Origin of the sequence: Desulfovibrio sp. (assembly GCF_041907885.1) — a bacterium.
GTDB lineage: Bacteria > Desulfobacterota > Desulfovibrionia > Desulfovibrionales > Desulfovibrionaceae > Desulfovibrio.
Window position 1 is genome coordinate 54,776 of sequence record NZ_JAYRGM010000004.1, and the last position, 17,803, is coordinate 72,578.

At 62.1% G+C, this 17,803-nt stretch carries 18 protein-coding genes; 8 read left to right on the forward strand and 10 right to left on the reverse strand.

Annotated elements, in window-relative coordinates; genetic code table 11:
- The first annotated feature begins 192 nt into the window (after positions 1-192).
- The 8 genes from ACE3NW_RS03860 to ACE3NW_RS03895 all read left to right on the forward strand — a co-directional run bounded on the left by ACE3NW_RS03860 (position 193) and on the right by ACE3NW_RS03895 (position 8,612).
- Positions 193-2,721, forward strand: a complete 2,529-nt coding sequence (locus ACE3NW_RS03860; RefSeq protein ID WP_374280557.1) for a pyridine nucleotide-disulfide oxidoreductase/dicluster-binding protein — start codon at positions 193-195, stop codon at positions 2,719-2,721.
- Positions 2,718-2,933, forward strand: coding sequence for a DVU_1557 family redox protein (locus ACE3NW_RS03865; protein ID WP_374280559.1), 216 nt, complete (start codon positions 2,718-2,720; stop codon positions 2,931-2,933). Before ACE3NW_RS03860 ends, ACE3NW_RS03865 begins: the two co-directional genes overlap by 4 nt.
- Positions 2,930-3,655 carry a DVU_1556 family methyltransferase gene (gene trsM, locus ACE3NW_RS03870; RefSeq protein ID WP_374280561.1) on the forward strand — a complete coding sequence of 242 codons (726 nt, stop codon included), beginning with the start codon at positions 2,930-2,932 and terminating at the stop codon, positions 3,653-3,655. Before ACE3NW_RS03865 ends, trsM begins: the two co-directional genes overlap by 4 nt.
- A complete protein-coding gene (locus tag ACE3NW_RS03875; RefSeq protein WP_374280563.1) occupies positions 3,652-4,116 on the forward strand; it encodes a DVU_1555 family C-GCAxxG-C-C protein in 465 nt (154 codons plus the stop codon). Before trsM ends, ACE3NW_RS03875 begins: the two co-directional genes overlap by 4 nt.
- Complete coding sequence (locus ACE3NW_RS03880) at positions 4,113-5,606, forward strand: radical SAM protein (protein ID WP_374280565.1); 1,494 nt, start codon at positions 4,113-4,115, stop codon at positions 5,604-5,606. The genes ACE3NW_RS03875 and ACE3NW_RS03880 overlap by 4 nt, the downstream gene beginning before the upstream one ends.
- The gene (locus tag ACE3NW_RS03885; RefSeq protein ID WP_374280567.1) at positions 5,603-6,694 is read left to right on the forward strand and encodes a DVU_1553 family AMP-dependent CoA ligase; all 1,092 of its coding nucleotides are present in this window, start codon (positions 5,603-5,605) and stop codon (positions 6,692-6,694) included. Before ACE3NW_RS03880 ends, ACE3NW_RS03885 begins: the two co-directional genes overlap by 4 nt.
- A gap of 89 nt (positions 6,695-6,783) precedes the next feature.
- The gene (locus tag ACE3NW_RS03890) at positions 6,784-8,016 is read left to right on the forward strand and encodes a DVU_1551 family NTP transferase (RefSeq protein ID WP_374280569.1); all 1,233 of its coding nucleotides are present in this window, start codon (positions 6,784-6,786) and stop codon (positions 8,014-8,016) included.
- The gene (locus ACE3NW_RS03895) at positions 8,013-8,612 is read left to right on the forward strand and encodes a histidine phosphatase family protein (protein WP_374280571.1); all 600 of its coding nucleotides are present in this window, start codon (positions 8,013-8,015) and stop codon (positions 8,610-8,612) included. Before ACE3NW_RS03890 ends, ACE3NW_RS03895 begins: the two co-directional genes overlap by 4 nt.
- A 34-nt stretch (positions 8,613-8,646) precedes the next feature.
- On the opposite strand, the gene ACE3NW_RS03900 is transcribed toward ACE3NW_RS03895, so the two are convergent.
- The 10 genes from ACE3NW_RS03900 to guaB form a co-directional block, all read right to left on the reverse strand.
- Positions 8,647-9,186: a hypothetical protein gene (locus ACE3NW_RS03900; RefSeq protein ID WP_374280573.1), complete on the reverse strand. Its 540-nt coding sequence runs from the start codon at positions 9,184-9,186 to the stop codon at positions 8,647-8,649.
- Between the two features lie 32 nt (positions 9,187-9,218).
- Positions 9,219-9,557 carry an SMR family transporter gene (locus tag ACE3NW_RS03905; RefSeq protein ID WP_374280576.1) on the reverse strand — a complete coding sequence of 113 codons (339 nt, stop codon included), beginning with the start codon at positions 9,555-9,557 and terminating at the stop codon, positions 9,219-9,221.
- Positions 9,544-9,978, reverse strand: a complete 435-nt coding sequence (locus tag ACE3NW_RS03910; RefSeq protein WP_374280578.1) for an SMR family transporter — start codon at positions 9,976-9,978, stop codon at positions 9,544-9,546. The genes ACE3NW_RS03905 and ACE3NW_RS03910 overlap by 14 nt, the downstream gene beginning before the upstream one ends.
- Before the next feature lie 302 nt (positions 9,979-10,280).
- On the reverse strand, positions 10,281-11,012 hold the full coding sequence (hisA, locus tag ACE3NW_RS03915) for a 1-(5-phosphoribosyl)-5-[(5-phosphoribosylamino)methylideneamino]imidazole-4-carboxamide isomerase (protein ID WP_374280580.1): 732 nt from the start codon (positions 11,010-11,012) through the stop codon (positions 10,281-10,283).
- Positions 11,009-11,668, reverse strand: coding sequence for a hypothetical protein (locus ACE3NW_RS03920; protein ID WP_374280582.1), 660 nt, complete (start codon positions 11,666-11,668; stop codon positions 11,009-11,011). The genes hisA and ACE3NW_RS03920 overlap by 4 nt, the downstream gene beginning before the upstream one ends.
- A complete protein-coding gene (locus ACE3NW_RS03925; protein ID WP_374280584.1) occupies positions 11,668-12,267 on the reverse strand; it encodes an imidazoleglycerol-phosphate dehydratase in 600 nt (199 codons plus the stop codon). The genes ACE3NW_RS03920 and ACE3NW_RS03925 overlap by 1 nt, the downstream gene beginning before the upstream one ends.
- Positions 12,264-13,502, reverse strand: a complete 1,239-nt coding sequence (tatC, locus tag ACE3NW_RS03930) for a twin-arginine translocase subunit TatC (protein ID WP_374280586.1) — start codon at positions 13,500-13,502, stop codon at positions 12,264-12,266. Before tatC ends, ACE3NW_RS03925 begins: the two co-directional genes overlap by 4 nt.
- Positions 13,499-14,179, reverse strand: a complete 681-nt coding sequence (gene tatB, locus ACE3NW_RS03935; RefSeq protein ID WP_374280588.1) for a Sec-independent protein translocase protein TatB — start codon at positions 14,177-14,179, stop codon at positions 13,499-13,501. The genes tatC and tatB overlap by 4 nt, the downstream gene beginning before the upstream one ends.
- 9 nt (positions 14,180-14,188) lie before the next feature.
- A complete protein-coding gene (guaA, locus tag ACE3NW_RS03940) occupies positions 14,189-15,724 on the reverse strand; it encodes a glutamine-hydrolyzing GMP synthase (RefSeq protein WP_374280590.1) in 1,536 nt (511 codons plus the stop codon).
- 284 nt (positions 15,725-16,008) lie between these two features.
- Positions 16,009-17,466: an IMP dehydrogenase gene (gene guaB, locus ACE3NW_RS03945; RefSeq protein WP_374280592.1), complete on the reverse strand. Its 1,458-nt coding sequence runs from the start codon at positions 17,464-17,466 to the stop codon at positions 16,009-16,011.
- Positions 17,467-17,803 lie beyond the last annotated feature (337 nt).

Sequence of the window (17,803 nt, forward strand, 5' to 3'; positions counted from 1 at the left end):
GGGTTCTCCCTTCAGCCCCTGAGTTCTAGTGGCATTTCCCGCGCTGTGGCCGCATGGCCGCCACGGGTTCAAGGTTTGGCGGGGTTTTCAGGGGGTTCTCTGAAAACCCCGTTTGCCATTCTGGCAGCGGCCAGTGCCGTCCTGCCATTGCCGCACAATCGCATCAGCACCAATCCAGCGAGAAAAATCGCCATGATGGACCAACAACGTCTGCACGAAATAGAGTCGCACTGCACGCAGGAAAGCCCGCCCCGTTGCCGGGTTGCCTGCCCCTTTGATCTGGATGTGCGCACCTTTATGGCCCGCATGGCCGAAGGCAAGCAGGGCGAGGCCCGCAAGGTGCTGGAACGGCACTTGCCCCTGCCCGGCATCATTGCCCGTATTTGTGATCACCCTTGCGAAAACGCCTGTCTGCGGCAGGATCTTGGCGGCAGTGTGGCCATGCACGGGCTTGAGCTGGCGTGCATGCTGGCCGTGGGGCCACAGGGCCGTCCATTGCCCCTGCCGCCCAAAAAATTTCGCATGGCAATCATGGGCGCAGGGATGGCTGGGCTAACGGCAGCCTGGGATCTTTCGCTCAAGGCCTATCCTGTAACGGTGTTTCACGCGGGCGCGCCAGCAGAATTTTTGCTGTCCCGCTTTGCGGCACTGGCTGCCTCGCCGGAGTCCACAGGCATCGGCAAGGATTTTGCGGCAGAGGATTTTGAAAACCTCACCCGTCAGAAGGTTCGTTTTGAACAGGCCACTCTGGATGCGGCCCTGTTGGAAAAGCTGGCGGCGGAATACGACGCCGTGCTGGTGGATGCCGATGCCGTGCGTGGCGTGGCCCCCGGCCTTGTACCCGACCTGATACCCGATGAAGCGCAGATAGAAGCCGAAACCCTGCTGTGGCGCGGCAATATCTGCTGTGCTGGCTGGCCCGACAGCACGCCCACAGGGCATGTTTTTGCCTCCCCCTCGCGGCAGGCGGGGCAGGGGCGGCATGCTGCCCAGACCATGGAGCGTGTGACGAGCGGCGTTTCGCTTACGGCGGCGCGAGACAAATTTCAGGGGCCTCTGCACACAGATGTGAGGGGTATCGCACCTGTGCCGCGCGTGGAGCCGGTCGTGCAGGCGGATGACACCCCGGCGGAACCGCTGTACTCGGCGGAGGAATCCGCCCTTGAGGCCGCACGCTGCCTGCAATGCCAGTGTATGATCTGCGTGCGCGAATGTGTGTATCTGCAAAAGTACAAGGGCTATCCACGCCTGTACGCCCGGCAGATCCACAACAATGCCTCCATTGTCAAAGGCTTGCACACGGCCAATGCCGTCATCAACGGCTGCGCCCTGTGCGGCCAGTGCGAGGAACTTTGCCCAGAGAACTTTTCCATGTCCGAGCTCTGCCTCTCGGCCAGAGAAGACATGGTGGAGCGCGGCTTTATGCCGCCCACAGCCCACGAATTTGCGCTGGAGGACATGGAGAGCGCCAGCGGGGGCGAATGCGCCCTTGTGTTGCCGCCCCCGGCTGCTGGTGGCGCTGCCCCGGCCCAGGGCGGGGTATCGCATCTGTTCTTTCCCGGTTGTCAGCTGGCAGCGGCGCGGGCAGAGCAAACCGCCGCCCTGTACGATCTGCTGCGTGCAAAGCTTGGCACGGCAGAGGGGTTGGGGGTGGGCGTCATGCTCTCCTGTTGCGGCATTCCCGCACGGTGGGCTGGCAGATCGGCGCTGTTTGCAGAACATATGGAAAAAATCCGTCAGGCATGGCTTGGGCTGGGCAAGCCGCGCATCGTGGCGGCCTGTTCTTCCTGTCTTGCGGCCCTGCGCGAGGGCCTGCCCGAAGCCCAGCTTGTGTCGGTGTGGGAAGTGCTGGACGGCCTGGCCTTGGAAGTGCCCCCTACGGACGAGGCACTGCCCTCAGTTTTTTCCATCCAGGATCCCTGCACAGCACGGCACGACAAGGCATGGCTTGCCGCCGTGCGCAGCCTGGCGGGCAAGTGCGGGGCCACGGTTGAAGAACCCCGCCTCAGTGGCGCAGCCACTGCCTGCTGCGGCTATGGCGGCCTTGTGTGGTGCGCCCAGCCGCAAACAGCCAATGCCATGAGCGACCACCGGGCGGCCCAGCTTGAGCACCCCGGCCTGGCCTCGTGCATCATGTGCCGCGACAGAATGGCGGCAAGCGGCAAGGAATGCTGGCACATTCTCGATCTGCTGCTTCCTGCCAACTGCAAGCAGCCGGGCGCGGCCCCCGGCCCCGGCCTGTCGGCACGCCGGGCCAACCGTGCGGCCCTGCGCCTTTTGCTGCTTGAAAAATACGGCAGCGGGCATGGATTGACGGATGCAGCGCACAGCCTGCCAGACCATGCCGGCAAGGGCCGGGTGCTGGTTGCTGCTGAAGCATTGGCCCGCATGGAAGAGCGGCATATCCTGCTTTCAGACGTGGAAGAGGCCGTGGTGGGGGCCGAAAGCAGCGGCCACTGGTTTGAAAATCAGGAAAACGGCCACCGGCTGGGTTCGTGGAGGCCCAGAAAGGTGACGTTCTGGGTGGAGTATCAGCCGCAGGGCGAGAGTTTTGTACTGCACGATGTCTGGTGTCACCGTATGGTGGTGCCGGGTTCTGGCGGGCAGGAGGCTGTGGATGTCATCAACAGCCACCAGTGTTGTACCGACGGGCAGAGGCCAGGGCAGAATCTTGGCTCGCAGGGCGGGCAATCTGGTGCGCAGGGAGGTGGGCAGTCATGAGTATGGGGCCAAATTATGGGCCGGACGGCGGCGAGTGGGTGTGCGGGCGTTGCCGCGTAGCGCTTGAGCAGGTGAAGGTTCCCGTATTTTACCTCAACAGCGCCTTTGACGTATTTTTGCCGCGCTGCCCAAAGTGCGGGCTCACCCAGGTTCCCAAGTCTCTCGCAGAGGGCAAGATGCTTGAGGTGGAAGCCCTGCTGGAAGACAAGTGAACGCGCTCTGGGAGCGGCCCGATTTTCGCCGCGCCGCTGGCGATGCCTGGCGGCCTGGCGGTGTGGCGCTGACGGGCCGGGCGCTCGACAGGTGCGCTGCCAGCGGCTGGCTGCCGCCGGGAGGTCTGGTGCTCGATCTGGGCAGCGGGGCAGGGGCCACGCTGCGTCTGCTTGCGGGCCGTGGCTACCGAGCCGTGGGGCTGGATAAAAACGCCGGGGCAGAACCGCTTGCGGGCGTGGATGCGGGTAATGCCTGTTGCCTGGTGCGCGCAGACCTTGCGCGTTTGCCGCTGGCTGCTGCAAGCATTGACGGTGCGCTGTGCGAATGCGTGCTTTCCCTGCTGCCAGACCCCATTGCGGCCTTAAAGGCTGTCCACAAGGCCTTGCAGCCCGGCGGGGTGGTGGTGGTCAGCGACCTCATGCTGCGGCAGGGGTATGCGTCCACATCTGTGGGTTCCGGGTCTGGGGCTGTGGGCTCTTCGTGCCTTGCGGGCGCGCGGGCAGAATCCGCGTGGCGCGGGTTTATGGAAGCTGCGGGCTTTACCGTTGTGCATTTTGAGGACAACAGCCGTGCGCTGGTGGAACTGGCGGCGCGTATGGTCTGGTACGGCGAGGATACTGCCGGGACGGGCAAGAGCTGTGCCTGCGGGGGAGCTGCTCCCGGTGCGGGCTGGCGCGCCTATGGATACGGCCTGTGGATCGCCCGAAAGGAGACGCTATGAATCCCATGATGATGGAATTGCTGCCCCTGGTGCATCAGGGCTATTGTTGCAGCCAGTTGCTGCTCCTGCTCATGCTTCAGGCGCAGGACAGGCAGAATCCCGGTGTTGTGCGCGCTGCACAGGGCCTGTGCCACGGCATCGGGCAGTCTGACGGCCCCTGCGGCCTGCTGACCGGCGGCGCGTGTGCTCTGGCCCTGGCCGCTGGCAAGGGTGCTGAGGACGAGATGCCCCATCCCATGCTTACCCCCCTGCTCAACGACTATGCCAGCTGGTTTTATGCCCGCACCGAGGCCTACGGCGGGCAGCGCTGCGGCCAGATTGCGGCGGGCTTGGGCGCTGTTTCTGGCGCTGCGGGCGAGCAGCCCAATCCCGTGGCCTGTGGTGATCTGCTGGCCGAATGCTGGGGAAAAATCATGGAACTGGTTCAGAGCTACGAGCTGGATCTGACGGAAAAGGCATGACCCTGCGCCGCACCCAGAGCCTCTGCCCAGTGTGCCTGCGGCGTATAGCGGCCAGCTATGAAATTTCGTCCAGAGATGCCCGCAGTGTGGTGCTGCGCAAAACCTGCCCCGACCACGGCACGTTCAGTGTGCCGGTGTGGCGCGAATCTGGCGAGGGTGCGCTTGCCACGCCGCCCTTTGCTGCATGGTCGCGCCCCAAAAATCCCTCCTACCCGGCCAACCCGCGCACGCCCATAAGCCAGGGCTGCCCCTACGACTGCGGCCTGTGCCCTGCCCATGCCCAGCACACCTGCACGGGCCTGTTTGAGGTCACAAAACGTTGCGACATGGCCTGTCCCGTGTGCTATGCGCAGGCGGGTTCTGTGTCGAATCCCCAGTGTTGTGAGGCTGGCGATATTCCGCTGGCCGTCATCGCCGGGCAGATGGATACCCTCAAGGGCGCGTCCGGCCCCTGCAATGTGCAGATTTCTGGCGGCGAACCCACGGTGCGCGACGATCTGCCGCAGATCATCGCCATGGCCCGGCAACGCGGCTTTGGTCTGGTGCAGATCAATACCAACGGCCTGCGGCTGTCGCGGCAGCAGAGCTACGCCCGCACCCTGCGCGATGCGGGGCTTGATTCGGTCTATCTGCAATGGGACGGCGTGCGCGAAAGCAGTTTTATGACCCTGCGTGGCAGGGAAGGCCTTGATTTCAAGCGCGCTGCTGTGCGCAACTGCGCCGATGCCGGGCTTGGCGTGGTGCTTGTGGCAACCGTGGTGCGCGGTGTTAACGATAACGAGCTGGGCGATCTTTTGCGGCTGGCGCTTGACCTGGGGTCTGCGGTGCGCGGTTTGCACATACAGCCCGCAGCTTTTTTTGGCCGTTATCCCTGGCAGCTGGAGGATGCCCCACGCCTCACCCTGCCCGACGTTATGGCCGCTCTGGCCGGTCAGGCCCCGGAAATGGTCAGCCCCGGTCATTTGCACCCGCCGGGCTGCGAAAATGAACTGTGCTCGTTCAGCGCTGTGTACCGCCGCGTGCAAAACAATGGTCAGCCGGGGCTGCAATGGCTGCCCGATGCCGGGCAATCGTGCTGCGCTCCAGCGGCCCAAACTGTCGCCCAAACTGCCGTGCAGACGGCCCCCCAGACGGCCCCCCAAACGGCCTCGCAGACAGGTGGAACAATTGCGCCGCCCCCTGCCGAGGAGGGCGCGCGCAAGGCAAAACAGTTTGTGGCCATGCACTGGAAGGGCGGCGATGCCGCCGATGCGGGCGCTGCCGCCTCAAATTCCGGCGCGGATGGCTTTAGCCGATTTTTGGCACAGGCCGGTGCGGAGCAGCGTTTCACGCTCTCTTGCATGGCCTTTCAGGATGCCCTGAGCCTCGACCTCGACCGTGTGCGGGGCTGCTGCATCCATGTGGTGCGGCCCGATGGCCGCATGATTCCCTTTTGCCTGCACAACCTCACCGCCAGCAACGGTACGCGGCTGTATGGTGAACAGCCATGACTGCAACGCCCGGTGCGCATTTTGGCCCCTGCCCGCTGGACGCGTGGCTGGCCGGGCAGTGCGGCGCAGCCGACAGCCGCGAGCTGCCAATCCTGCTTGCGCAGATGCAGCTGCGCCTTTTGCGCAGCACGCTTGCACAGGCCATGCGCGGAACCTATTACGGAGCACGCTTGCAGGGCTGCTGCGATATAACGACGCTGGCCGAGCTGACGCGTCTGCCCTTTACCACGGCAGACGATCTGCGCAACTGGGGGGAATTTTTGTGTGTTTCGCAGGGCGATGTGCAGCGCATGGTGACCCTGCACACATCGGGAACCACAGGCCAGCCCAAGCGCCTTGCCTTTACGGATGCAGACCTTGCACGCACGCGCGATTTTTTTGCTGTGGGCATGAGCCAGCTTGTGCGGGCCGGGCAGCGGCTGGCAGTGCTGCTGCCCGGCGCGGAACGCCCCGACGGTGTGGCCGATCTGCTGCGGCAGGCCCTTGGCAGCGCCGGGGTGGAGGTGGTGACTCCGCCGCCGCAAGTGCATATGGCCGGTGGCGGTGGAGAACTGGCCCGCTGGCTTGAGCAGGCAGCAGCCCATTGCGTGGTGGCGGCTCCGGCGCAGCTGGCAAGCCTGCTGACGTGTTTTCCTGCCGCTGGGCCAAAAAATCTATGCGGTGTGCTTTCAAGCGCCGAACCTCTGGATGCCACACTTGGGCAAAGTCTGCGGCAGCGCTGGCAGTGCGAGGTTCTCGACCACTACGGCCTTACGGAAACAGCTTATGGCTGCGCGGTGGAATGCGCTGCGCATCAGGGCTTTCATGTGCGGGAACTGGACGTTCTTGTAGAAATAGTAGATATTTCGGGAAGTAATGTTTTGCCCATTGGGCAGGCGGGCGAGGTGGTCATAACCACCTTGCAGCGCGAGGCCATGCCTCTTGTGCGCTACCGCACGGGTGATGTGGCCCGGCTGCTGCCTGGCCCATGTGCCTGCGGCAGCCCCTTGCACAGGCTTGGCCCCGTGCTTGGCCGCATTGAACGCCCGGCGGGGGCAAGCCCGCGCATTGTCTGTCCCAGCAAGGGCCGGGGCTGGCAAAATTCCTGATCTGTCTGGAATGTATGCTCTTTTTGGCATCCTGTATCTGCCGCAGCGGATAGCATTGATCCGCACTGCGACGCAAGGAAGGGAAGCACATGGAAACTGCCGTTATCGTTCTTGCCGCTGGTATGGCCTCGCGCATGGGTGCAGCCAAGGCGCTGCTTTCGCTGCCATTGCTGCCCGGCGGCGGGCGTTGTTCGGCCCTGCGGGGGCTGGTCAAGCAATACCGTGCGGCGGGCGTGCAGCAGGTGGTGATTGTCAGCGGCTTTCATGCCGATGTGGTGGAAGGCGAGGCCACAGCGCTTGGGCTGAAGGCGGTTCGCAATCCTGATCCGCAACAGGGCATGTTTTCATCGGTGCAGACTGGCGTGGCGGCGCTGACACAGAGCGGTTTTGACGGGTATTTTTTTGTGCAGCCGGTGGATGTGCCTCTGGTGCGCCCGCTGACCCTGCGTGCTCTATGCGAAGCGGCAGGGCAGGAAGAGGCTGGCCGTGAGGCAGAACGGGCCGTAAGCGGCAAAGCTGCCGCCCTGCCGGTGCTTATTCCCGCCTTTGACGGGCAGGAGGGGCATCCCCCGCTTGTTCCCATGCATCTGGCCCCGCGAATTATGGCGCACAATGGACAAAACGGCCTGCGCGGCGCGCTTGAGGGTGCGCCCCTGTGCCATGTGCCCGTGCCGGATGTCATGATTCTTGAAGACATGGACACCCCCGACGACTACGCCCGGTTGCGCTTTTTGGCCCTTGAGCGGCACATGCTTTTGCCGGTCGAGGCCGAATATCTGCTGCACCTGCAACATGTGCCAGAAAAAGGCCTGCGCCATGCCCGCGCAGTGGGCACGGTGGCCTGCTGCCTGGCCGAGGCGCTGGCGCATGCGCGTGAGATTGAGGGCTATGATGCGGGTGTTGACCCACGCTGGGCGCTGGCTGGTGGGCTGCTGCACGATATCTGCAAGGGGCAGCCCCGGCATGAGGCGGCGGCGGGCGAATTGCTGCGCGGGCTTGATCTGCCGGGTATGGCGCGGCTGGTGCAGGACCACCGCGATCTCACATTGCCCGGCGACGAGCCGATCACAGAGCGCGAACTGGTCTATCTGGCAGACAAATACTGCTACGGCGGCAGCTTTGTGCCTTTGGAGCGCCGTTTTGGCAACAAGCTTGAAGCCTACGCCCAGGATGCCGCCGCCTGTGAGGCCATCCGTGGCCGCCTTGGCCGCGCCAAAGAGCTGGAAGAACGCCTTGCGCGCGAGATTGGCCGCGATCCTGCCCTTGTGGCAGAGCGGGCGCTCAAGCGAAACTGCGGTGCGGCACAGGTTAATGCGGCATGAGCGGCATGTGGCTGGTGCGGCACGGCAGCCTGCCGCCCAACCCGGAGCGCCGCATGGTCGGCGCGCGCGATATTCCTTTAAGCGATACAGGCCGCGCCCAGATACGCGCCATGGCGCGTCAGTTTGTGCCCGAGCTGGGGCAGGGTGCGGAGCAGAAGGTGGGAGCGGTCGTCTGCTCTGATCTTGACCGCTGCCGTGAAACAGCCGCCCTGTTGCTTGAGGCCATGCCCGCAACAGGCGGGCAGGGCAGGCCGCCCCTGCACGTGGAACCGGGCCTGCGCGAAATATGCCTCGGCCTTTGGCAGGGCATGACCAAGGCAGAGATTGAGAGCGCGTGGCCCGGTGCATACGAGGTCAGGGGGCGCGATATGGCCCACTACTGCCCCCCGCAGGGAGAGAGTTTTATGCAGGCCCAGCGCAGGGCTTTGGCGGCTTTGGCCCGCTGGCGCAGGGCCTACCCTTGCGCTACCTTGATAGTGGTTTCGCACGCGGGCATTATCGGCACGCTGCTGGCGCACTATCTGGCCTTGCCGCTCAGGCATGTGTTGCAGATACCCCAATATTACGGATGCCGTACCTTTGTTCCCGAATGGTAGCAGCGGGCATCTCTGTTTCCACAAACCAGGGTGATCATATCCAGGCTGTGGGGTTGTACACGCTGATGTGCAGCTTGATGTAGCGGTCGGTAAGCACATCTGCGGGCAGATTCAGGGCAATATGCTCCTGCTCGCGCTGGCTGAAGTTTGCCAGCCATGCCGCAGCCTCGCGCCCCAGCTCGGCCATCTGCGCCAGTGGTGTGAACATGCTGGCAGGGCATATCTGGTAAAGGTACAGCTCGCCCGCATTGAGCACAAAGGGAAAGAGCCCGCAGGCCACGGGGCGTTCAGGGCGCGGCAGGCGGCATCCCTGGCTGGTACACGAGCGGCAGCCACGCCCATCCATAAAGGCCGTGTCCCTGGTCAGCAGATAAAAATCGTTGGCAAGGCCGGGGCGCAGCTGGTCGGGCAAAAGCCCCATGGGAAAGGGCTCGTTAGAATCCTGCGGGCCACAGCAATAGCGGCAGTCGCGGCAATAGCCGTTTTGCAGCCAGCCATTGCGCCAGCTCACCGTGCGCCGACGCGGAAACATTTTTTGCCAGTGCGCCAGATAATCCCAAAATCCTTTGTTCATACGCTCTCCCAAAAGCAGCAGTTGGGCCAGCCTTAGCTCGTTTGCAGCAAAATCATGCCGCACACAAGCAGAGCAATGCCCGCAAAAGCACTGGGGCGGAGTTTTTGGCGCAGCCATATCCAGCCGCCAAGCGACGTGCCAAGCACGCCAAAACCGCCCCACATGGCGTAGGCCACGGCCAAATCCATATGACAAACTGCCAGTGAAAGGCAATAGAAAGCCAGCCCCACCAGCGCAAGGGCCAGCAGGCCGATACCCCGGCGGCGAAAACTGTCGGAACGCACCAGCAGCATGTTTGCTGTTACGTCCAGAGCCGCCGCGAGCAATACCAGCGGCAAGGCGGCTGTATCGAAGAGGTCAGCAATGTTCATGGTTGCCCCCTGCCGTGATCGTGCCGGAAGAACTTGCGCTTGTATCGGTTGGTGCTGGCGTGCGGGCTTTTCCGTGGTCCGTTCCCTGGTTGACCAGCAGCGCACCTGCAAGCACGCAGGCAAGGCCAGTGGCGCGGCGCATGGTCAGGGCTTCATCGAGAAAAAGAATGCTGCCAAGGGTTATGCAGGTGAGGCCCAGCCCTTCCCAAAAAGCAAAGGTGACCCCCACGGGAATACCCGTCACAGCGCGTGATAAAAACAGGTATGACAAGGCAATGGCAGCCCACATGACAGCCAGCCCCAGCATCTGGGCATGGGCAAAGGCCCAGCCCTGAGACAGTTTCATGACCAGCGTGCCACCCACCTCCAGAGCTATGGACGCAAGCAGGCAGTACCAGTGGTATGGTTTTGTAGTAAGCATAAGTTTCTCGCAGAACTGTAAAGGAATTATTCTTCAGGTTTGAAGAATCGTAACATCTGTAAAATGAGTGGCTGCGAGAAATGTTAAAGCAGGCAACGCCAGTAGCGTTCTTCAGGAAATCCCGAAATATGCGGGACGAAAAGCGGTATTGCAGAAAAAGTAAGGACTTGCATTCTTAAAATATAATCCCTGGAAAGTGGAGAGTCAAGGCCATGCGTTTTTACTGTTTTCTTGTAGTGGAATGCAAAAAAGGCGGGCCTTTTGGCCCGCCTTTTCAATAAGCGGTTGTTCTGCCCGCAAGGCTACTGGGCGGCGACCCAGGCGTTGGCTTCCTCAAGGTTGAGGGTGCCCTCGTACAGAGCCCTGCCGCTCACCGCGCCCACCAGGCTGGTGGTAAGCGTGAGGGGGTAGAGTTTCTGCACATCGGCAAGGGTTGCCACACCGCCAGCCGCAATGACCGGCACGGTGGAAAGGCGCGAGATGTGCTCAAGCGCGGCAACGTTAACGCCGCACTGCATGCCGTCGCGCTCTATATCGGTGTAGATGATAAAGGCCGCGCCGTCTTCAAGCAGGCGGGGCAGGGCTCCGTCCACGGTCAAACCCGTGTCGGCCACCCATCCTCGAGTTTTGAGCTTGCCGCCCTCGGCATCCAGCGAAACGCCTATACGACCGGGAAAGGTGCGGCACATTTCGGCAAAAAGCTCTGGCTGTTCCAGCGCCAGCGTGCCGATTATCAGGCGGGTAACACCGGCGTCAAGGTAGGCGCGGGCCGTTTCCATATCGCGGATACCGCCGCCAAGCTGCACGGGAATACTGAGCTCGGTGCAGATACGGCGCACGATTTCGCGGCTTTTGGCTGCCCCGTCAAAGGCTCCATCCAGGTCAACCACATGCAGCCACTGGGCGCCACGGGCCTCCCAGGCTTTTGCGGCATCGGTGGGGTCTTCGGCAAAAACGGTGCTTTCGTGGGCGCGGCCCTGCTTGAGGCGCACGGCCTTGCCGTTCTGAATATCTACGGCGGGAAACAGAATCATAAACCCATATCCTTTACTGCTTTGTGCATGCCGTCTACGGACAGCTCCTCTGCTGTAACCCACTGGCCATGGCGCTTGAAGAATTCGCCCATCTTGAGCAGATTATCGGCCAGACCTTCCTGCCGTTCTTCAAATACCGAGCGCGACATCACCAATCCGTTGGCAATGTTGATGAGGAAGAATTCCACGCGCACGTGGGCGGGCTGGGTGACGCCGGCGGTTGAGCCCTGGCGTTCGTGCCAGTCGAGCACCTGGGGCACAAGCAGAAGCTGCGCGCCCTGCTTTTTGCCATAGGCAATCCACAGCGGCAGGGCCTGCGGCTGCTCGGAACTGTGAAAACGTGTCAGATCCTTGGGCAGATCAATGGCATTGATAAACTTGTACTGCCGTTTGGAATCGGCGTTGAGAACACTCTGAAAGCGGCGGTCAAGCGAGGGCAGCTGTTCGTCGGCAATGCGACCCTGGTTGTCGGGGATATGGCCGGTGATGAGCTGACTTGCGTTGATCGGCTGTGTAAAAGGCGCAACCGAAATCACAAATGATGGCGATAGAACGCGGGGTACATCTGCCGTACTGCTGGGACGGCGGCTGCAAGCGCAGGCGATCATCAACAGGCAGAGCGCGGGCAGCAACAGCATACGAAGTCGGGATTGCATCAATCTAGACCTCCCTTGGTGCTTCTGATGGTTGTGCCGTTTCGGCGCACTGCCTGGGCAAGGGCAAGCCCCAGCCCCTTGGCCGCCGATTCCAGCAGATGATGGCCGTTCAGGCCATAGCGGAATTCAATATGCAGATTACAGCGGGCACTGCTGGCAATGGCCTTGTAAAATTCGCGCCAGAGGTCTTTTTCTTCCCCCGCCAAAACCGGGGGCAGCAGATCGCCGCCGCGCCATTCAAGCCAGGGGCGGCCCGAAAGGTCAACGGTGGCTTCTGCCAGGGCTTCGTCCATGGGCACGCGTCCATAGCCAACCCTGGCTATGCCTGCCCGGTCGCCCAGGGCCTCAAGCAGGGCCTTGCCAAACAGCAGGCCCACGTCTTCGGTTGTGTGGTGGGCGTCCACTTCCATGTCGCCCTCGCATACCAGGCGCAGATCCATGCCACCCCAAAAGGCGGTGAGCGTAAGCATGTGGTCGAGCAGGCCAAAACCGGTTTTCACATCCGTAATGCCCTGACCGTCAAGGTTCAGTTCAAGCCGGATGTCGGTTTCTGCACTTTTGCGCTCCTGAGTGGAGGTTCTGGGTGCGCTGTTGCTCATGCGTCCTCCGTGGAATGTTCGCCCTTGGCCGCCTTTTTGTCCGCAGTATCGCTGTTGGTTGCATCATCCGCTTTTTCTTCAGTTTCGTCATCCTTTGCGGCAGGCTTTTTGCCAAATGCCGCCGCAACATAGATGCTTACTTCATACAAAACCAGCATGGGCGCTGCCATGAGCAGCTGCGAAACCACATCGGGGGGCGAAAGAATGGCCGCAACAATAAAGATGCCAAGAATGGCGTAGCGGCGCACCCGGCGCATAAGTTCTGCTGTAATGATGCCCATGCGCGCCAGAAAAAAGGCAAACAGGGGCATCTCGAACACGAGGCCAAAGGCAAGTATGAGCTTGAGAACAAAGCTCAGGTAGTCGCTGACCTTGGGCATGGCCACGATGCTGTCGGTGGCATAGCTCACAAAAAAGGCAAATGCCTGGGGAAACACCACAAAGTAACAGAATGCGCCGCCGCTGATAAAGAAAAAGGCCGACATAAAGGCCACAGGCAGGATGTGCCGTTTTTCTTCTTCATACAGGCCGGGGGCTATGAACGACCATATCTGGTAAAAGATGACCGGGCTGCTCACAAACACGCCTGCGACAAACGCGATGTGCATGCGCGTGAAAAAGCCTTCGGGCAGGGTGGTGTAGATGGCGTGCGAGCCATCGGGCAAAACCTTGAGCAGTGGGTCTACCAGTGCGTCAAAAATGGGGTCTACAACGACCCAGCAGGCCATAAAGCCCACCATGACAGCCAGACAGCACCGCACAAGGCGGCCACGCAGCTCCGAAAGGTGGTCCATGAGGCCCATGGGACGGTCGTCTGCTTCTTCGGCTTCTTCCTCGTCCTCCGGGTTGGCGGGAGGAGTGCTTTCGCTCTGGACGGGCAGATTTTCCGGCTCTGCCGCCGGGCTTTGTGTTTCGCCCACGGGCGGAACAGGAGGCAGAGGAGGCTGACCATCGGCCAGTGTTTCTGGCGCGGTGTGGCCCGCAGTTTCCGAAGAATCCTCCTGCGTGGACGCTGCCCCGGTTTCGGGGGCAGATTCTGCCACAGGTTGTGCGGCTGCTGCTGAAGCTTCCGGCGCGGCTGGCATTTCTGCCTCTGTAGAAACAGCCGTAGCGGCCACCGGATCAACCGGGGCCGCCAGGCTTTCATTTACGTTGGGGTTTTGTGCGTCCCCTGTGGTCTCAGGGGTAGACGGGGATGCGACCACCTCGGGGCTCAAGGGCTTGTCTGTGCTCATGCCTTGCCGCCATTTTCAGAAGCAGAGGCGGGCTGAGCCACGCCAGTGGGGGCTGCCGCCTGCTTTGTTTCGGCAGCTTCGGCCTGCGCCCTGGTTTTGGCAAGGGCCTCTGCAAGGGGGCTGCCTGCCGGGGGCGTGACCGGAGCGGCTTCTGCCGCCGGTTTTGCCGTGGCTTCAGCTCCGTGGCCTTCCACCACCTGGGCATCCACAATCGTGCTCTCGGCTGGCTTGCTTTCCGCTGCGGCGGCTGCCGCAACAGGCTGACCTGCCGGTGTTTCGCCAGTAGCCGCAGCCGCAGGCTGGGCTTCACCCGCAGCGGCGGGCCGGGTTGCAGAGGCGTCAATAACCGCCTCTGAGGCAGGAATATTTTCGGCGGAGCCCGCAGGGGCTGTTGCCGCAGAAGCACCAGAGGTGGCAGCGGCCATTTCGGCGGCGCGGGCTTCCTTGGCGGCAGCGGCTGCTTCCTTGGCCGCTCGGGCGGCCTCCTGCTTGCGTTTACGCTGTTCTTCTTCCTCGGCCTCAGCGTTCAGCGTGCGCTGAAAGTCTGTGGAAACCCGGCGGAATTCGCCCATGGCCTTGCCCAGCGTGCGCGACACGTTGGCAAGGCTTTTGGGGCCAAGAACAATGAGGGCCACCACCAGGATGACCAGAAGTTCAGAGCTTCCTATCCCAAACATGCTGCCCCCCTATTCCCACTCAATGGTGCTCGGCGGCTTGGAAGAAACGTCGTACACCACGCGGTTGACGCCCTTGACCTCGTTGATGATGCGGCTCGACATGCGCTCGATGAGCTCGGCGGGCAAGCGCGCCCAGTCTGCCGTCATGGCGTCCACGCTGTCTACCACGCGCAGGGCGATAACATGCTCGTAGGTGCGGCCATCGCCCATGACACCAACGGTCTTGAGCGGCAGCAGCACGGCAAAGCCCTGCCAAACCTTGCGGTACCAGCCAGATTCACGCAGCTCTTGCTGCACGATCTTGTCGGCATTGCGGAGAATCTGAAGGCGTTCTTCGGTGATTTCGCCCAGCACGCGAATGGCAAGGCCGGGGCCGGGGAAGGGATGACGCCACACAATGGAATCGGGCATGCCAAGCTCTGCGGCAACCTTGCGCACTTCGTCCTTGAAGAGCTCGCGCAGGGGCTCAATGAGCTTGAGCTTCATGGTGTCGGGCAGGCCGCCCACATTGTGGTGGCTCTTGATGACGGCGCTGGGGCCCTTGTGCGACACCGATTCGATAACGTCGGGGTACAGCGTGCCCTGAGCCAGAAAGTCCACCTGGGGCAGCTTTTTGGATTCTTCATCGAAAATTTCGATAAAGGTGTGGCCGATGATCTTGCGCTTCTTTTCGGGATCATCCACCCCCGCAAGCTTGGAGAGAAAACGCTCCTGAGCCTGCACAAAGTCGAGATTGAGATCAAAGTGCTCGCGCAGATAGCTGACCACTTCGTCGCCTTCGCCAAGGCGCAGCAGGCCGTTATCCACAAAGATGCAGTGCAGGCGCTTGCCGATGGCCTTGTTGAGCAGCACGGCCACCACGGTGGAGTCAATACCGCCCGAAAGGGCGCAGACCACATGGCGGTCGCCCACCTGTTCGGCCATTTCGGCAACCACGCGTTCCACAAACGACGACATGGTCCAGTCGGGCTTGATGCCGGCAACCTTGAACAGGAAGTTGCGCAGCATGCGTTCGCCGTCCACGCTGTGATGCACTTCGGGGTGGAACTGCACGGCGTAGATTTTGCGGGTTTCGTCGGCCATGGCCGCCACATCGAGGGTGGGGGTGCTGCCCGTAACGGTAAAGCCCGCCGGGGGTACAAGCACCTTGTCGCCGTGGCTCATCCACACGCGGCTGGTGGCGTCGATGCCTTCCCACAGGGCGCAGGGCGCGGTGAGAGAAAGATCAGAGGGGCCGTATTCGCGCGTGAGCGACTGGGCAAGCTGGCCGCCCAGATTCTGGGCAAGCAGCTGCATGCCGTAGCAGATGCCAAGCACGGGCACACCAAGGTCGAGAAAACCGGGGTCGAGCACCGGGGCATCGGCTTCGCCCACGCTGGCGGGGCCGCCGGAAAGGATGATGGCAGAAGGCTTCATCGCCGCCACTTGCGCGGCTGTGGTGATGCAGGAATGTATTTCGGAGTAAACCCCGGCCTCGCGCACGCGGCGCGCGATAAGCTGGGTAACCTGTGAGCCGTAGTCAATAATAATGACTTTGCTGGGCATGTGTGTCCTCGCCTGGTGCTGGCCGTGGCCTGTTGCTGTGCGCCGCTTCCGTGCGCCCGGTTGGCCGTGTGCCGATTATTGGCCGGGGTGGCCGGTCGGTGTGGTGCCGGGGCTTGTGGGGAGGCGCAGCAGCCTTGTACGCCGCTGCGCCTCCCGCAAATGTCGCCACGAGATGTTTGTTGACCTCCGCCTCAGGCCGCCCGCGTGCTGGTACGCCTTTGCGGCGCGGGCCTAACATGGGCGTAATCCCACAGCCGGGGGCAAACCGCTGGCTGCGGTTGTTTCTAATTCTCGATGCGGTAGTTGGGTGCTTCCTTGGTGATAACAACGTCGTGAACGTGGCTTTCGCGCAGGCCCGCCGGTGAAATCTCGCAGAAGGTGGTGTTTTCAAAAAGGCTGTTCAAATTGTGTGCGCCCACATAGCCCATGCCAGAGCGCAGGCCGCCCATGAGCTGGTACACGGCTTCCATGACCGGGCCACGGTAGGGCACGCGGCCCACAATGCCTTCGGGCACGAGCTTTTTGCTCTTTTCCTGGAAGTAGCGGTCAGAGCTGCCGTCCTTCATGGCGTCGATGGAGCCCATGCCACGGTATATCTTGTAGGTACGGCCCTGGTACAGAATGGTTTCACCGGGGCTTTCCTCGGTACCGGCAAAGAGGGAGCCGATCATTACCGAGTGCGCACCCACCACAAGGGCCTTTACGATGTCGCCAGAAAACTTGATGCCGCCGTCGGCGATGCAGCAGCGGTTCATTTCGCGCGCGGCGCGGCCCGCTTCCATAACGGCGGTAACCTGCGGCACGCCCACACCGGCCACGATACGGGTGGTGCAGATGGAGCCGGGCCCGATGCCAACCTTGACGGAGTCGGCACCCGCTTCAAGAATGGCCTTGGCGCCTTCGTAGGTGGCCACGTTGCCAGCCACCAGCTGGCAGTTGGGAAACGCGCCCTTGACCATGCGGATGGCGTTGAGCACGTTGAGCGAGTGACCGTGGGCCGAATCGAGCACCAGCACGTCTGCTCCGGCTTCGAGCAGCTGCTCGGAGCGGGATTCGCAGTCGCGGCCAATGCCGATGGCAGCACCCACGCGCAGGCGACCGTTGGAGTCCTTGCAGGCGTTGGGGTACTTTTGAACCTTGTCGATGTCCTTCATGGTGATGAGGCCGCGCAGGAGCCCCTGCTCGTCCACCACCAGCAGTTTTTCAATGCGGTGCTCGTGCAGATGGCGCTTGGATTCTTCAAGCGAGGTTCCCATGGGCACGGTAACGAGGTTTGAGCTGGTCATCACCTCAGAAACGCGCACTGCGGCTCCGTCCTGCACAAAGCGCACATCGCGGTTGGTCAAAATACCCACCAGACGGCCATCTTCCACTACGGGCAGGCCCGACACGCGAAAGTCGGACATGAGGTCCAGGGCTTCCTGCACGGTGTTGTTGGGCGAGATGGTCACGGGGTCAAGAATCATGCCGCTTTCGCTCTTCTTGACCTTTTCCACCTCAAGGCGCTGCCGGGCCACGGGCATGTTCTTGTGGATGATGCCGATGCCGCCCATGCGGGCCATGGAGATGGCCATGGCGGCTTCTGTCACGGTATCCATGGCGGCAGAGAGCAGGGGAATGCGCAGAGGAATTTCGGGGGTGAGCCAGGTGGAGATGTCTACGGCGTCAGGGGTGATGTCCGAAAAGCCGGGGACTAGCAAAATGTCGTCGAAGGTCAGCGCCTTACCGCGATTGGTGAACATGACGTCCTCGTAATTGGCTGTAATAATTCTGAAAATTATAATCCAAAAGATTATCCCCTTGTGCCTCATATGTCAATGAGTGCAGCGCTCGCCGACCCTTGTGCCACAAGGGAAAACGGGTGCGCAGGATGTGCGTGCCGGTGGCAGTTTCAGCGTAAAAACATGGGCGGCATCGTGCCGCTGGGGCGCAGCCCCGCTTGCGGGGCCAGCTGTTGCGCCTGATGTGGGCGCAAGCATCGTCGCGCTAGGTTTACGCGGCTTGCAGTGCCCGCACGGCAGGGGCGCGGGATGCGACCTGGCCGTTAGAACGGGTGCTGGCGAACTACTGCTTTTAGCC

Excerpts from the sequence above, each read along its gene's own strand:
- ACE3NW_RS03865 (WP_374280559.1), top strand. The coding sequence starts at position 2,718 with ATGAGTATGGGGCCAAATTATGGGCCGGACGGCGGCGAGTGGGTGTGC.
- ACE3NW_RS03895 (WP_374280571.1), top strand. The coding sequence starts at position 8,013 with ATGAGCGGCATGTGGCTGGTGCGGCACGGCAGCCTGCCGCCCAACCCG.
- tatC (WP_374280586.1), bottom strand. The coding sequence starts at position 13,502 with ATGAGCACAGACAAGCCCTTGAGCCCCGAGGTGGTCGCATCCCCGTCT.
- ACE3NW_RS03875 (WP_374280563.1), top strand. The coding sequence starts at position 3,652 with ATGAATCCCATGATGATGGAATTGCTGCCCCTGGTGCATCAGGGCTAT.
- hisA (WP_374280580.1), bottom strand. The coding sequence starts at position 11,012 with ATGATTCTGTTTCCCGCCGTAGATATTCAGAACGGCAAGGCCGTGCGC.
- ACE3NW_RS03905 (WP_374280576.1), bottom strand. The coding sequence starts at position 9,557 with ATGAACATTGCTGACCTCTTCGATACAGCCGCCTTGCCGCTGGTATTG.
- ACE3NW_RS03920 (WP_374280582.1), bottom strand. The coding sequence starts at position 11,668 with ATGCAATCCCGACTTCGTATGCTGTTGCTGCCCGCGCTCTGCCTGTTG.
- ACE3NW_RS03910 (WP_374280578.1), bottom strand. The coding sequence starts at position 9,978 with ATGCTTACTACAAAACCATACCACTGGTACTGCCTGCTTGCGTCCATA.
- ACE3NW_RS03885 (WP_374280567.1), top strand. The coding sequence starts at position 5,603 with ATGACTGCAACGCCCGGTGCGCATTTTGGCCCCTGCCCGCTGGACGCG.
- ACE3NW_RS03925 (WP_374280584.1), bottom strand. The coding sequence starts at position 12,267 with ATGAGCAACAGCGCACCCAGAACCTCCACTCAGGAGCGCAAAAGTGCA.
- ACE3NW_RS03900 (WP_374280573.1), bottom strand. The coding sequence starts at position 9,186 with ATGAACAAAGGATTTTGGGATTATCTGGCGCACTGGCAAAAAATGTTT.
- ACE3NW_RS03890 (WP_374280569.1), top strand. The coding sequence starts at position 6,784 with ATGGAAACTGCCGTTATCGTTCTTGCCGCTGGTATGGCCTCGCGCATG.
- ACE3NW_RS03860 (WP_374280557.1), top strand. The coding sequence starts at position 193 with ATGATGGACCAACAACGTCTGCACGAAATAGAGTCGCACTGCACGCAG.
- guaA (WP_374280590.1), bottom strand. The coding sequence starts at position 15,724 with ATGCCCAGCAAAGTCATTATTATTGACTACGGCTCACAGGTTACCCAG.
- guaB (WP_374280592.1), bottom strand. The coding sequence starts at position 17,466 with ATGTTCACCAATCGCGGTAAGGCGCTGACCTTCGACGACATTTTGCTA.
- tatB (WP_374280588.1), bottom strand. The coding sequence starts at position 14,179 with ATGTTTGGGATAGGAAGCTCTGAACTTCTGGTCATCCTGGTGGTGGCC.
- ACE3NW_RS03880 (WP_374280565.1), top strand. The coding sequence starts at position 4,113 with ATGACCCTGCGCCGCACCCAGAGCCTCTGCCCAGTGTGCCTGCGGCGT.